Raw genomic sequence first — 14,554 nt, 5'->3', positions numbered from 1 at the left:
CGCTCGAACCCGGCCGCGATCTCGTCGCCGATCGCGGCTATGATGCCCGTGCTCTCATCGACCTGGTCGAAAGCCGTGGTGGGCGGGCTCATATCCCGACCTGCCGCGACCGCAAGGTCCAGCGCTCGGTCGATCCCGCCCTCTATCGCCAACGCAATTTGATCGAGCGCTTCTTCAACAAGTTGAAGCATTTCCGCCGTATCGCGACACGATATGACAAGACCGCCCGCAACTTCCTTGCCGCCGTCTTGCTTGCCTCAACGCGAATCTGGATGCGGTTTGAGTCCACGACCTAGCCCCCGGTCTCGGCGCTGATGATGTCGCCGAACAACTCCCACTGACCGGCCTTGAAGCGGATCATCTTGAGCTGCTCGATCGGCGCGAAGTCGTTGGCGCCGGTGTTGATCTTGATGCCGGGGATCAGCGTATCGGGCGCAAAATCCTTCAGGCTCGCGGCCTGCTTCATCACGTTCTCCCGCGTCAGGTTGTCGCCACACTGCTTCAAGGTCTGAACCAGGGTCTGCGCGGCGGCATAGCCGTAGACGATGTTGGTGTCGGAGACGTTGGCGCCCGGCATGTATTTGTCGATGAAGGCGAGAAACCTCTTCATGCCTTCGTCGTCCTTCCATTGCGGATCCGATGCGTCCTTCAGATAGCTCGCCGACAGCACGCCTTCCGACGCATCGAGCCCGGCCGGCTTCATCACCGCGCCGATCGAGATCGACACGTCGGTCATCACATGCATCGGCCTCCATTCGAGCTCGGCGATCTTCTTGATCGCCTGTGCCGCGAATTTCGGTGTCGAGATGTTGACGAAAACGTTGGCGCCGGTGCCCTTCAGCTTGACGATGTGGGAATCGATCGAAGGCTCGGTGGTCTCGTAGCTCTCTTCCGCCACGATCAGCGAGGAGGCCTTGTCGCCGAAGATCTCCTTGATGCCGGCGACGTAGTCCTTGCCGAAATCGTCATTGGCATAGAAGATCGCGACCTTCGCGTCGGGCTTCGCCTGCAAAATGTACTTGGCGAAGATCCGCGCCTCGACCCGGTAGCTCGGCTGGAAGCCCATGGTCCAGGGAAAGCCCTTGGGGTCGTTCCATTTGCTGGCGCCGGTTGCGAGGAAGAGCTGCGGGACCTTCTTGGCGTTGTGATATTTCTGCACGGCGGTCTGGGTCGGCGTGCCCAGCGCGTTGAAGACGAGGAACACCTCGTCGCTCTCGATCAGCTTGCGGACCTGCTCCACGGTCTTGGGCGGCGAATAGCCGTCATCATAGGAGATCCAGTTGATCTTGCGGCCGTTGATACCGCCCTGGTCGTTGATCATCTTGAAATAGGCTTCCTCGGTCTTGCCGATGATGCCGTAGGCGGAAGCGGGACCCGAATAGGCCTCGACATTGCCGATCTTGATCTCGGTGTCGCTGGCGCCGGTGTCGTATTTCTTTTGTGCGAAAGCGCCTTGAACTGAAAGCAAGGTCAGGGCCGCTGCTGCGGCAAGTAACGTGATTTTTTTGTTCTTCATGGAAATTCCCTGGAGTTTCTTGTTGGTAGGGCAGGCACTTTCAAAAAGGAAAAGCGCCCGCGAGGGGCGCTTTGGTCAGGCATTAGCGACCTTCTTGTCGATTTCGGAAGCGACCGAGAACTCCTTGCGCAAGGTTGGCTTGTGGATCTTGCCGGTGGCGTTGCGCGGCAGCGCCTCGACGAAGCGGATCTGACGCGGGCATTTGAAACGCGCCAGATTGGCCGCGCAATGCGCGAAGACCTCGGGCTCCGTCAGCTTTTGTCCCGGCTTGACCGCGACGATGGCAAGACCCACTTCGCCCCATTGCGGATCGGGAATGCCGATCACCGCAGCCTCCGCGATCGCCGTGAGCTGGTGCAGGACGTTCTCGACCTCGGCCGGGTAGACGTTCTCGCCGCCGGAAATGTACATGTCCTTCCAGCGATCGACGATGTAGTAGAAACCTTCCTCGTCGACGCGGGTCGCATCGCCGGTGTGCAGCCAGCCGTCGGTGAAGGACGTCTTGTTCGCTTCCGGCCTGTTCCAGTAGCCGGGCGTGATGTTGGGGCCCTTGACCCAGAGCTCGCCGAGTTCGCCGACATCGGCGTCGCTGCCGTCGGGACGCACGATGCGCACTTCCGTGTGCAGCACCGGCTTGCCGGCGGAGCCGGCCTTGCGCGCAGCATCCTCGCGATCGAGCACCAGCACGGCCGGCGAGGTCTCGGTCATGCCGTAGCCCTGCTGAAGCGCGACGCCGCGCGCCTCCCACACTTTCAGCAGCGGCACCGGCATCGGAGCGCCGCCGACACCGCCGACGATCAGCCGGCTGAGATCGGTCGCCGCGAAGGCCGGGTGCTGCGCCATGAACTGGTAGATCGCGGGCACGCCGAAGAACACGTTGATGCCCTGCGCGGGATCGTTGATCAGGCCGAGCGCCGTGCCGGGATCGAAGACGCGCATGATCATCACCGTGCCACCGGCGTGCAGCACCGGATTGGTATAGCAATTGAGCCCGCCGGTGTGGAACAGCGGCAACACGGTGAGCAGCACCGAGGCCGGCCCGATGCAGGCGGGTCCGCCGAGATTGACGCAGTTCCAGAAGGTCATGCCATGCGTGATGGTCGCGCCCTTCGGATGACCCGTCGTGCCCGAGGTGTACATGACGGTGGAGACGTCATCGAGCGTGACTTCTTCGGCGCGGTCGAGCGGCTTCGCGGCGGCGATACCGGCTTCATAGGTGCCGCCGGGGCCGAGCAGCAGGCTGGTCGCAACGTTGCAGAGCTTTGCGACGGCGAGCGCCGTCTCGGCGAGGTCGGCATCGTGGATCATCACCTTCGGCGCACAATCGGCAGTGATGAACTGGAGCTCAGGAACGGTGAGGCGCGTGTTCAGCGGAACGAAGATGGCACCCAGCCGGCCGCAGGCGAACTGCACCTCCAGCGTATCGGTCGTGTTCAGCGCCAGCACGGCGACGCGGTCGCCGCGGGAAACGTTCAGGGAGTGACGCAGGAAGGAGGCGAGGCGCGAGACGCGGGCGTCGAGCTGCGAGTAGCTGAAGCGGCGCTCGCTTGCGAGGTCGATCACCGCAACCTTGTTCGGCGTGCGGCGGCCATGATGGGCAATCCAGTCGTAGTAGCGAACGGCCAAGAATTCCTCCCTCGGCGGTCGATGCCGCCCTCCCTCTTGCTGCCCGTGCACCATGCCCGGCGTGGCGCTAGCCGGAGTCTGTGCAGCAACGTCTTTTTTGAGCCAGAGTTAGCCTGTGCGGGACGAAAATCGTCTTGCGTGGAGTTGCTAGGCCATAGGCTGCGGTGGAGCGGCTCCCATGGCCAGCCACTCCGCGCAAGTGAATGGCAAATGTTCCAGCCATGGTGGACGAGCGAATCCGCCAGCAGGGCGAGACCAATGAAGAGCCCGTTCTATACCGCCGAGCACGACGCCTTCCGCGACGTCATGCGCCGTTTCGTCGAGAAGGAGATCACCCCGTTCGCCCACGAGTGGGACGAGGCCGGTGAATTCCCGCGCGTGCTCTATCGCAAGGCGGCCGAGATCGGCCTCCTGGGGCTCGGTTTCCCCGAGGAATATGGCGGGATCACCGCCGACCAGTTCATGAAGATCGTCGCCAGCCAGGAGCTGGCGCGCGCCGGCGCCGGCGGTGTCAGTGCTAGCCTGATGAGCCACACCATCGGCTCGCCGCCGATCGCGCGCGCGGCTCGGCCCGAGGTGAAGGCGCACGTGCTGCCGCAAGTGCTCTCGGGCGAGAAGATCTCTGCGCTCGCGATCACGGAGCCTGGCGGCGGCTCCGATGTCGCGAACCTCAGCACCCGGGCCCGGCGCGACGTCGATCACTACGTCGTGAGCGGCGAGAAGACCTTCATCACCTCAGGCATGCGTGCGGACTATCTGACTGTTGCAGTGCGCACCGGTGGCGAGGGCGCCGGCGGCGTCAGCCTGCTCCTGATCGAAGGCGACACGCCCGGCCTGTCGCGGACGAAGCTGAAGAAGATGGGCTGGTGGGCGTCGGACACCGCCACGCTGCATTTCGACGAATGCCGCGTGCCGGTCGAAAACCTGATCGGCGAGGAAGGGCAGGGCTTCAAGATCATCATGCAGAACTTCAACAGTGAGCGCATGGGCATGGCGGCAAGCTGCACCGCCTTCGCGCGAGTCTGTCTCGACGAGGCGGTCGCCTACGCGAAAGAGCGCAAGACCTTCGGCAAGCCGCTCGCCCAGCACCAGGTGATCCGCCACAAGATCGTCGACATGGCACAGAAGGTCGCGGCATCCCAGGCGATGCTGGAGATGCTGGCCTGGCGGCTCGAGCAGGGCGAGAGCCCGGTCGCGGAAATCTGCATGATGAAGAACCAGGCGACGCAGACCATGGCCTTCTGCGCCTCGGAAGCCGTGCAGATCTTCGGCGGCGCCGGCTTCATGCGCGGCATCAGGGCCGAGCGCATCTACCGCGAGGTCAAGGTCAACGCCATCGGCGGAGGCACCGAGGAGATCATGAAGGATCTGGCATCGCGGCAGATGGGGTTGTGACCACTTCTGTCATTCCGGGGCGCGAAGCGTAGCGTAGCGAGCCCGGAATCCATTGGGCCGCAGACACCTTGGAGAAATGGATTCCGGGCTCATCGCTTCGCGATGCGCCGGAATGACGAGAGGACGAAATGCTATTCACCGCCGACCACGACGACATCCGCCGCAGCCTGCAGAAGTTCATCGCGAACGAGATCAATCCTCACGTCGATGAATGGGAGAAGGCCGACATCTTCCCGGCGCACGAGCTGTTCAAAAAGATGGGCAGCCTCGGCTTCCTCGGCCTGAACAAGCCGGTCGAGTTCGGCGGCTCCGGTCTCGATTACTCCTATGCGCTGATGATGGCGGAGGAGTTAGGGGCCATCACCTGCGGTGGCGTGCCCATGGCGATCGGGGTGCAGACCGACATGGCGACGCCCGCGCTGGCGCGCTTCGGCTCGGACGAGGTACGCCGCGAATTTCTGGCACCCTCGATTGCCGGAGATTACGTCGCCTGCATCGGCGTGTCCGAGCCCGGCGCGGGCTCCGATGTCGCCTCGATCAAGACCCAGGCGCGCTCCGACGGCGACGACTACGTCATCAATGGCGGCAAGATGTGGATCACCAACGGCACGCAGGCCGACTGGATCTGCCTGCTCGCCAACACCGGCGATGGTCCCGTTCACCGCAACAAGTCGCTGATCTGCGTGCCCATGAAGAGCAAGGGCGTCACCGTCGCGCGAAAACTCGACAAGATGGGCATGCGCTCCTCCGACACGGCACAGATCTTCTTCGACAATGTTCGCGTGCCCAAGCGCAACCGGATCGGCGAGGAGGGCAAGGGTTTTACCTACCAGATGATCCAGTTCCAGGAGGAGCGCTTGTGGGGCGCGGCAGCCTGCCTCAAGGCGCACGAATACATCATCGACCAGACGATCGAGTACACGCGCAACCGCAAGGCCTTCGGAAAGTCGATTCTCGACAACCAGGTGGTTCACTTCAAGCTCGCGGAGATGCAGACCGAGGTCGAGCTTTTGCGCGCGCTGATCTATCGTGCCGCCGAGCAACTGGTGGCGGGCGAAGACGTGACGAGGCTTGCGACCATGGCCAAGCTGAAGGCCGGCCGGCTCGGCCGCGAGCTCACCGACGCCTGCTTGCAATATTGGGGCGGAATGGGCTTTACCAACGAAACGCCGGTCAGCCGCGCCTATCGCGACAGCCGCCTGACCTCGATCGGCGGCGGCGCCGACGAGGTCATGCTGATGGTCCTGTGCAAGATGATGGACACGCTGCCTGGCAGCAAAGGAAATGCTTGATGATCACGCTCTATCACTGCGACGCCGCGCGCTCGTTTCGCCCGCTCTGGATGCTGGAGGAGATGGGGCTGCCCTATGAGCTGAAGATGCTGCCGTTCCCGCCGCGCGTCTTCGCCAAGGACTATCTCGCGCTCAATCCGCTCGGCACGATTCCCTTCATGGTGGATGGCGAAACGAAGATGACCGAGTCCTCCGGCATCTGCCACTATCTCGGTGTCAAATACGGCCCGACGCCGTTGATGGTCGGACCGGAGGATCCCGCCTATGGCGCCTTCCTGAACTGGATGTATTTCAGCGACGCCACGTTAACCTTCCCCCAAACGCTGGTGCTCCGATACACCCAGCTCGAGCCGGAGGAGCGCCGCAACCCGCAAGTCGCCACCGACTACGCAAAATGGTTCCTGGGGAGACTGCGCGCCGTCGAGGCAGCCACGGCGAATGCCGAAACATTGTGCGCGGGCCGCTTCACCGCCGCTGACGTCGTCATCGGATACGCGCTCCGCCTGGCGAGCAACATCGGGCTCGCCAAGGATTTTGGGCCAAATGTCGCAGCCTATTGGGCTCGCCTGCAGCAGCGCGACGGTTTCAAGCGCGCAGTTGCTGCGGAACAGAAGGCCGGCGCCGAGCAGAATGTGGCAGCGAGGGTGAGGGCGTAAGGGAGACTGTCATTCCGGGGCCATGCGCAGCATCGAGCCCGGAATCTCGAGGTTCCGGGCTCGGTCCTGCGGACCGCCCCGGAACGACGATGCATGTTTCATGACAGCGCTATCCTATCGTGACAGCGCCCAAATTTCCGCTAAGGTGACCTCCATCCGCAGCGGCCAGAGAGCCGCGCGAGGAGGACCCCAATGGAAGATAAAGGTCGCGAATCCGACCATCTGATGCTGATCACGCCGGAGCGGGTATTCTATGCCGGGCTGCTCGGCCGGCCCCGCAAGCGCACCCCCGGTAGCTGCCATGTCTATGTCGCGGTGAAGGGCAGCCTGCATCTGACGATCGACGACGTCCAGACCTCGGACGAGTTGGTCGTGACCCTGCCGAACCAGCGGCACACCATCGCCAGCGACTATCGCACCGTCGTCAGCGTGACGCTGGAGCCGGAGAGCATGCCGGATGGCGTGATCGAGGCTTTGGCCGAGCGGCTGCGCGGTCCGGACAAGGCCGCCTACGCCCGCAAGATCCTCGCCGCCTACGGGCTGCTGCGCCAGCGCCGCTATGGCGACATCACCACCGCCGAGTTCGACGAGATGTGCTTTGGCGAGGCGCTGCCACGCCGCGTGCTCGACCCGCGCGTGATGCGCGCGGTCGCCCGCATCGGGCGTTTCTCCGGCGAGCCGGTGACGGCGGATACGTGTGCGGCAGAAGCGGGCCTCTCGGCATCGCGCTTCCTGCATCTGTTCAAGGAGGAGACCGGCATCTCCTTCCGCTCCTTCCGTGCCTGGAAGCGCGCGCGGCATCTGCTGCACTTCGCCAACCAGGACCTCAACCTCGCCCATCTCGCGCAGGACATCGGCTATCCCGACTCGACCCATTTCAGCCACTCGATCCGCCGCTTCTACGGATTGAAACCGCGTGCGATCTTCGTCGGCTCGCGCGACCTTGCGATCTACCGCAGCACCGAGACGGTGCGGCTGGCGGAGGCGGGGTAGCTTCGTAGGGTGGATTAGCCGAAGGCATAATCCACCGCTTCTGTCTCCGCGGAAGCTAAAGAGGTGGGTTACGCCTTCGGCTAACCCACCCTACGAATTCGTCGTTTTTCCCAGCTTCTCCGCGCAAGAAGAAGCATGTCGCGCGTCACATGATCGCAAGCGTTGAATTCTCAACGTGCGAGACATTTGTGGCATGAGCGACAAGGCCGTCATCACCTGCGCGCTGAACGGCGTGCTCACCGACCCGAAGCAGCACAACGTGCCCGTGACGCCCGAGCAGATGGCGCGCGAGGCCAAGGCTGCGTTCGACGCCGGTGCGTCCATCATGCATATCCATCTGCGCCAGCAGGCGCCGAACAAGGGGCACCTGCCGTCCTGGGAGGTCGCTGTCAGCAAGGAGATCCAGCAGGCGATCCGCGAAGCATGCCCTGGCGTGATCATCAACCACACTTCGGGCGTGTCGGGGCCGAACTACAGCGGCGCGCTCGATTGCATCCGCGAGACCAGGCCGGAGATCGCTGCCTGCAACGCCGGTTCGCTGAACTACCTGAAAGTGAAGGCCGACAATACCTGGGCCTGGCCGCCGATGATGTTCGACAATGCGGTCGAGAAGGTGAAGGACTATCTCGACGTCATGAACGCGGTCGGCACCATCCCCGAGTTCGAGTGCTTCGATGTCGGCATCGTCCGCTGCGTCGGCATGTATCGCCAGGTCGGCATGTACAACGGCCCGCTCGAGTACAATTTCGTGATGGGTGTCGCCTCCGGCATGCCTGCTGATCCCGAGCTGCTGCCGATCCTCATCAAGCTGAAGCGCCCCGAGGCGCGTTGGCAGGTCACCGCGATCGGCCGCGAGGAGATCTGGCCGCTGCACCAGCGCTGCGCCGAGCTCGGTGGCCATCTCCGCACCGGGCTGGAGGACACCTTCTATCTCGCCGACGGCACGAAGGTGACCTCGAACGGCCAGCTGATCGAAGCGGTCGCCGCCTGTGCGCGGCGTGCCGGCCGCGAGATCGCGAGCCCGGCCGAGGCGCGGAAGATCTTTGGGACGAACAGGTAGTCACACACTCCGTCATTCCGGGATGGCCCGAAGGGCCAGGCCTGGAATCCATACTCCCGATCGTGGTTATGGATTCCGGGCTCGCGCTCCGCGCGCCCCGGAATGACGGCCAGGAGCACTAATGTCGACCATCGAAAACACCATCTCCCCCGGCAGCGCCGCCTACCACGCCAACCGGGACGGCATGCTCGCGCTGATCGACCGCATGCGCGCGCTGGAAGAGCGTACACGGGCGGCGTCGGCCGCGGCCAAGGATCGCTTCCACAAGCGCGGACAATTGCTGCCGCGCGAACGCGTCGCCCTGGTGCTCGATCCCGGTGCGCCGTTCGTCGAGCTGTCGACGCTCGCGGGCTACATGTTCGACGTGCCCGATCCGAACAAGAGCGTGCCCGGCGGCGGCGTCATCGCCGGCATCGGTTTCGTTTCGGGCATCCGCTGCATGGTCAGCGCCAACGACGCCGGCATCGATGCCGGCGCGTTGCAGCCTTACGGTCTCGACAAGACGCTGCGGGTGCAGGAGCTTGCGCTGGAGAACAAGCTGCCCTACGTGCAGCTCGTCGAAAGCGCCGGCGCAAACCTGCTGCGCTACCGCGTCGAGGATTTTGTCCGCGGCGGCAACATCTTTCGCAACCTCGCGCGGCTCTCGGCCGCCGGCCTTCCGGTCGTCACCGTCACGCACGGCTCGTCCACGGCCGGCGGCGCCTACCAGACCGGTCTCTCCGACTACATCGTCATGGTCCGTGGCCGCACCCGTGCTTTCCTTGCGGGTCCGCCGTTGTTGAAGGCCGCGACCGGCGAGGTTGCGACCGAGGAAGAGCTCGGCGGCGCCGAGATGCACACACAGGTATCCGGTCTCGGCGACTATCTCGCCGAGGACGACCGCGACGCCCTGCGCATCGCGCGCGAGATCATGGCGGCGCTGCAATGGGAGCGGCCAGGCAGGGCGACGCCAGAATTCAAGCCGCCGCGCTACGACCAGGACGAGCTGCTCGGCATCATGCCGATGGACCACAAGCGCCCCGTGGACATGAAGCAAGTGATCGCGCGCATCGTCGACGATTCCGATTTCACCGAGATGGCGCCGAACTACGGTCCCGCCACGGTCTGCGGCCACGCCCGCATCGAAGGGCAGGCCATCGGCATCATCACCAACAATGGCCCGCTCGATCCCGCCGGCGCCAACAAGGCGACGCATTTCATCCAGGCCTGCTGCCAGACCCGTACACCGCTGCTCTATCTGAACAACACCACCGGCTACATGGTCGGCAAGGCCTATGAAGAAGCCGGCATGATCAAGCACGGCTCCAAGATGATCCAGGCGGTGACCTCGGCGACGGTGCCGCAGATCACCATCTATTGCGGCGCCTCGTTCGGTGCCGGCAATTACGGCATGTGCGGCCGCGGTTTCCATCCGCGCTTCTGCTTCTCCTGGCCCAATGCCAAGACCGCCGTGATGGGCGGCGAGCAGGCGGCCGAGACCATGGCGATCGTGACTGAAGCGGCCGCGGCACGCCGCGGCAAGCCGATCGAGAAGGACAGGCTGGACGCCATGAAGGCGCAGATCGTCGCTGTGTTCGACGGCCAGATGGACGTGTTCTCCACCAGTGCACGCGTGCTCGACGACGGCGTGATCGACCCGCGCGACACCCGCGCAGTGCTGTCGGAAGTGCTCGCGATCTGCCGCGAGGGCGATGCGCGCACACCCCAGCGGATGCAGTTTTCGGTGGCCAGGCCATGAGGAACGGATCAGCGCAGCACCGGCCGTTCTTCAAGGTCCTGATCGCCAATCGCGGCGAGATCGCATTGCGCGTCATGCGTAGCGCGCGCCGGCTCGGTCTCGGCGTCGTCGCCGTCTACTCGGATGCCGACCGCGATGCGCTCCACGTGAAGCACGCCGATCAGGCCGTGCGCATCGGCGAAGCGCTTCCGGCGCAATCCTATCTCAGCATTCCCGCGATCATCGCAGCCGCAAAGACGAGCGGCGCGGACGCCGTCCATCCCGGTTACGGCTTCCTCGCCGAGAACGAGGAGTTCGCCCGCGCCTGCAAGGAGGCCGGTCTCGTCTTCATCGGGCCGTCGCCGCAGGCGATCGCGGCGATGGGCAACAAGGCCGGCGCCAAGGAGATCATGAAGAAGGCCGGCGTCCCCATCGTGCCCGGCTATCAGGGCGCAGACCAGGGCGACGAGGTGATGCTTGCGGAAGCCAGAAAGATCGGCTTTCCCGTGATGATCAAGGCGGTCGCCGGAGGCGGCGGGCGCGGCATGCGGCTCGTGGCCGATGCGGCCTCGTTCCCCGACGCGCTGCGCAGTGCTTGCTCGGAAGCGAAGGCCGCGTTCGGCGACCCCACCGTCATCCTGGAACGCGCGATCCAGAACCCGCGCCATATCGAGATCCAGGTGTTCGGCGACAGCCACGGCAACGCCATCCATCTCGGCGAGCGCGACTGCTCGGTGCAGCGGCGGCACCAGAAGCTGATCGAGGAGGCGCCGTCGCCCGCGGTCACGCCCGAGTTGCGCGCGAGGATGGGAGAGGTCGCGGTCGCCGCGGTAAAGGCGCTGCGTTATGAGGGGGCTGGGACGCTGGAGTTCCTGCTCGACGAACGTGGCGAGTTCTACTTCATGGAGATGAACACGCGTCTCCAGGTCGAGCATCCCGTGACCGAGGCGGTCACCGGGCTCGATCTCGTCGAGCTGCAGCTGCGCGTCGCCCGCGGCGAGGCGTTGCCGATGAAGCAGCAGGACATCAGATTCTCCGGCCACGCCATCGAGGTGCGGCTCTGTTCGGAAGATGCCGCGCAGGATTTCATGCCGCAGTCCGGCCGCATGGCGCGCTGGCAGGTGCCGGAAAGCATCCGCGTCGAGCACGCGCTGCGATCGGGCTCGGAGATTCCGCCGTTCTACGATTCCATGATCGCCAAGGTGATCAGCCACGGCGCCAATCGCGAAGAGGCGAGGGGACGGCTGATCGTCGGCCTGGAGCAGCTCACGGCGTTCGGCGTGACCACGAACCAGGCGTTCCTGATGTCCTGCCTGCGTCATCCCGGCTTTGCCAGGGGCGGGGCGACGACAGCGTTCATCGGCACCCATCGCGACGAGCTGCTCGCGCCGCGTGCGGACGCGGCGTTCGAGACGGCGCTGGCAGGCCTGCTGCTCTACGTCACCAACCCGCGCGCGCCGTCGTGGCAGGGCGGGCGCAGCCTCGCCGCCACCTTTCCGCTGCCGGCGAAAATCGAGATCGCCGGCGATGCGCACGAACTCGACATCACACGCGAACGCGACGGCAGCTACACCGTCGTCGCCGAAGGCCGCCAGCATAAGTTCGAGATCGACCAGCTCGATCCCGACGCCATCCGCTTCCGCCACGCCGGCGTGATGGACAGCGCAAAATTCCTGCGCGATGGCGATCGGCTTTATCTGCAGCATCGTGGCATCCCGCTCGCCGTCACCGATCTCACCCTCGCCGCGCCGAAGGCGGCCGCAAGCAACGGTGGTGATGGCAAGGTTCGCGCCGCCATGAACGGCCGCGTCGTCGCTGTCCTCGTCAAGCCTGGCGACCGCGTCTCCGCCGGCCAGCCGGTGCTGACCTTGGAGGCGATGAAGATGGAGCACGTCCACAAGGCCGGCATCGACGGCGTGGTCGGCGCGATCGACGTCGCCGAAGGCGATCAGGTCACGACGGGACGGATCTTGGCGGAGGTCGGGGCGGGGTAGTCGCTCCGCCGTCATTTGCGAGGCGCGAAGCAAAACGCGGACCCGCCTCGAACGAAATCCAAGTTATTTCCAGTAGTTATGGGTTCACAAAAACTTCTTGGCGATTGTATTGAACATTGTTCAATCATGCGTTACCAATATTGAACGATGTTCAATATTGGAGGTTGCGCATGCTGCACGTCGACAATCCCGCTCGAGCGACCCCTGCCAAGCTGCCTGCAGCAGTGCGCCGTTTCGCGTTCGGCCGGCTGGATGCCCGCGAAAAATACCTGGGCGGCGCGCTCATCGGCCTGACGCTGACCGCGCTTTTGGCGCCAGTGCTGCCTGCCTCGGCCTGGCACATCCCGCATTATATCGACGGCCGCACCTGGCTCGGCGTGCCCAACGCCGGCGATGTGCTGAGCAATCTCGCCTTTCTCGCCATGGGCGTGTGGGGCTCGGAGCGGCTGCGCGCGCGCCACGATGCGCCGGTCGGTGCAAGCTGGTTCTTCGTCGGGCTGATCCTCACTTGCCTGGGCTCGGGCTTCGATCATCTCGACCCCGACATGCCGCAACGCCTCGTGGCCGATCGTCTCGGCATGGCGGTAGCATTCGCAGGCTTTCTGGGCATCGCGGCCAGCGAGCGCATCAGCACGCGCGCCGGCGAAGCGGTGCTGGTGCTGGCGATGGTCGCAGGCCTGCTCGCTGCCTGGGTGGCACGCGAGAATCTCACGCCTTGGGTGGTGGTGCAGTTCGGCGGCATGGCGCTGGCCGTGGGCCTCGCGTTGACGCGGCCCCGCTCCGGCGCGCTTGGCGTGCCGCTGGGTGGCGTGATCCTGTTTTATGTGCTGGCCAAGCTTCTCGAACTCGGCGACGCGCTCATTTTCGAAGCGACCGGGCACATCGTCTCGGGCCACACGCTCAAGCATCTCGCTGCTGCGCTCGCAGCCTGGCCGGTGATCCGGGCGCTGGGATCGAGTACGCATTAACCGGCTGGCCGCCGCCTGATGTCGGCTTAAGCCCCAACACCGGCGGGGAAGCAGCAATCTTCCAATGCCGCTGAAGGGCCAGAAGCGGAGCCGTGCAGCTATCGATCCCTTCTGTCGATCAACACAATTTACGAACCTTAGACGCTTTCCATGCACAACCAATAGCTGTTGGTGTGTCGGAAGGCTTCAACGGCTTTGATATGTCCATTAGTGGTCGGGAGACGATGGCTCTACGGCGCGTGAGGTGGCTGACCGGGCTCTTGATTTTGGGGAGCCTCCTAACAGGTTGCGGCTCCCTGAGCGAGACCATCAGATACCGCTTAACAATCAACGTAGAAGTTGATGGAAAGCTCGTCAGTGGTTCTGGCGTCATTCAAGTCAAGCAGACCGACACCAGAGGCCTCTTCGGCTCCATGGGAGGCTTCGGCAACGAGGTTAGCGGCGAAGCTATTGTGGTTGATCTCGGCCCGCACGGTGTGCTTTTTGCGCTTCTGCATGGGCCGAAAGCTGGATACGGAGATTTGGGTGGTCCTGCATGGATGCTGTTTCATGCCTTTGCCGACTTGCTCAAGATTGAGACCGATCCCCTACCGCAAATGCGGCTATTGAGAGAGCATCATCCGCGTCGAGTGTTGGAGGTCGACGAAATTCCGATGTTGGTCAAATTTCGTGATCTTGATGACCCGAAGTCGGTTGAACAAATTGAACCCGGAAATCTAGCCGCAACATTCGGATCTGGGATTGCGCTCCGCGACGCAGTCATCGAGGTGACGGAGGCCCCATTGACTACGGGTATTGAAGTGAAGCTGCCGTGGCTCAAGACCATGAAAACTCATCTTGACGGCGATCAATATCATTCGCGAAGCACGCTTGCTAACGAGCTGAGTGCGCGCGATTTCCATCGAGACAACCTTTGAGCAAAATCGAGAGTAGCAGGCGTAATCCCAACTGTCCGCTTTGGGGTCACAAGCGTTCTCAGCGGCCCCACTTAATGAGGTCCACAACGGTTCAGAAACCGGCGCTGGCTCTCTGTTGTGCCTGACCTGCCACCGAAGTTTCATCCAGTAGCGTTTAGAGTCCGAGTGGGTTTTACGCCGATTGGCGCGGGTGGAGCAACGGGCGATCGGCGGAGCTGGTCGGGGTTGCGCAGCCGATCGCCCGTTGCGGTGAATGTGGCAGCGTAGGCCGCCGGGGTCTGGTATTTCAGCGAGGAGTGAGGCCGCTCACCATTGTAGTCGGCGACCCATGCAGCAATCTTGCTCCGTGCCTCGGCGATGCCAAAGAACAGCGTCTCGTTCAGCAACTCGTCGCGCATCCTGCCGTTGAAGCTTTCGATG

At 63.9% G+C, this 14,554-nt stretch carries 13 protein-coding genes; 10 read left to right on the top strand and 3 right to left on the bottom strand.

All coding sequences use genetic code 11. The features are described 5' to 3' along the window. On the top strand, positions 1-296 hold a 296-nt coding region (locus H1B27_RS38800), incomplete at its 5' end, for a transposase (protein WP_197966091.1). Here the strand turns inward: H1B27_RS38800 and H1B27_RS38795 are convergent. Together H1B27_RS38795 and H1B27_RS38790 are read right to left on the bottom strand one after the other, a co-directional pair. Then, positions 293-1,516 carry an ABC transporter substrate-binding protein gene (locus H1B27_RS38795; RefSeq protein WP_197969659.1) on the bottom strand — a complete coding sequence of 408 codons (1,224 nt, stop codon included), beginning with the start codon at positions 1,514-1,516 and terminating at the stop codon, positions 293-295. The genes H1B27_RS38800 and H1B27_RS38795 overlap by 4 nt on opposite strands. 75 nt (positions 1,517-1,591) lie before the next feature. After that, the gene (locus H1B27_RS38790; RefSeq protein WP_197969658.1) at positions 1,592-3,142 is read right to left on the bottom strand and encodes an acyl-CoA synthetase; all 1,551 of its coding nucleotides are present in this window, start codon (positions 3,140-3,142) and stop codon (positions 1,592-1,594) included. Between the two features lie 258 nt (positions 3,143-3,400). Here H1B27_RS38790 and H1B27_RS38785 point away from each other — a divergent pair, with 258 nt between their 5' ends. The 9 genes from H1B27_RS38785 to H1B27_RS38745 all read left to right on the top strand — a co-directional run bounded on the left by H1B27_RS38785 (position 3,401) and on the right by H1B27_RS38745 (position 14,134). Continuing rightward, positions 3,401-4,537 (top strand): acyl-CoA dehydrogenase family protein, encoded by a 1,137-nt coding sequence (locus H1B27_RS38785; protein WP_197969657.1) that lies wholly within the window; start codon positions 3,401-3,403, stop codon positions 4,535-4,537. 128 nt (positions 4,538-4,665) lie between these two features. Then, positions 4,666-5,829, top strand: coding sequence for an acyl-CoA dehydrogenase family protein (locus H1B27_RS38780; RefSeq protein ID WP_197969656.1), 1,164 nt, complete (start codon positions 4,666-4,668; stop codon positions 5,827-5,829). Then, positions 5,829-6,485, top strand: coding sequence for a glutathione S-transferase family protein (locus H1B27_RS38775; protein WP_197969655.1), 657 nt, complete (start codon positions 5,829-5,831; stop codon positions 6,483-6,485). The genes H1B27_RS38780 and H1B27_RS38775 overlap by 1 nt, the downstream gene beginning before the upstream one ends. Positions 6,486-6,677: 192 nt before the next feature. After that, positions 6,678-7,478, top strand: coding sequence for an AraC family transcriptional regulator (locus H1B27_RS38770; protein WP_061879778.1), 801 nt, complete (start codon positions 6,678-6,680; stop codon positions 7,476-7,478). Positions 7,479-7,671: 193 nt separating this feature from the next. Continuing rightward, entirely contained in the window at positions 7,672-8,538 is an 867-nt protein-coding gene (locus tag H1B27_RS38765; RefSeq protein ID WP_061879777.1) for a beta-keto acid cleavage family enzyme, read from the top strand. Positions 8,539-8,659: 121 nt separating this feature from the next. Beyond that, entirely contained in the window at positions 8,660-10,276 is a 1,617-nt protein-coding gene (locus H1B27_RS38760) for an acyl-CoA carboxylase subunit beta (protein WP_197969654.1), read from the top strand. Then, positions 10,273-12,249, top strand: a complete 1,977-nt coding sequence (locus H1B27_RS38755; RefSeq protein ID WP_197969653.1) for an acetyl-CoA carboxylase biotin carboxylase subunit — start codon at positions 10,273-10,275, stop codon at positions 12,247-12,249. Before H1B27_RS38760 ends, H1B27_RS38755 begins: the two co-directional genes overlap by 4 nt. Before the next feature lie 170 nt (positions 12,250-12,419). Beyond that, a complete protein-coding gene (locus tag H1B27_RS38750; RefSeq protein WP_197969652.1) occupies positions 12,420-13,217 on the top strand; it encodes a hypothetical protein in 798 nt (265 codons plus the stop codon). Between the two features lie 92 nt (positions 13,218-13,309). Continuing rightward, positions 13,310-14,134 carry a hypothetical protein gene (locus H1B27_RS38745; RefSeq protein WP_197969651.1) on the top strand — a complete coding sequence of 275 codons (825 nt, stop codon included), beginning with the start codon at positions 13,310-13,312 and terminating at the stop codon, positions 14,132-14,134. Between the two features lie 140 nt (positions 14,135-14,274). Here the strand turns inward: H1B27_RS38745 and H1B27_RS38740 are convergent. Then, on the bottom strand, positions 14,275-14,554 hold a 280-nt coding region (locus tag H1B27_RS38740), incomplete at its 5' end, for an integrase core domain-containing protein (RefSeq protein WP_197969650.1).

It is taken from the genome of Bradyrhizobium diversitatis (assembly GCF_016031635.1).
In the GTDB taxonomy this organism is placed as follows: domain Bacteria; phylum Pseudomonadota; class Alphaproteobacteria; order Rhizobiales; family Xanthobacteraceae; genus Bradyrhizobium; species Bradyrhizobium diversitatis.
This window is presented reverse-complemented; position numbering and strand designations above follow the sequence as displayed.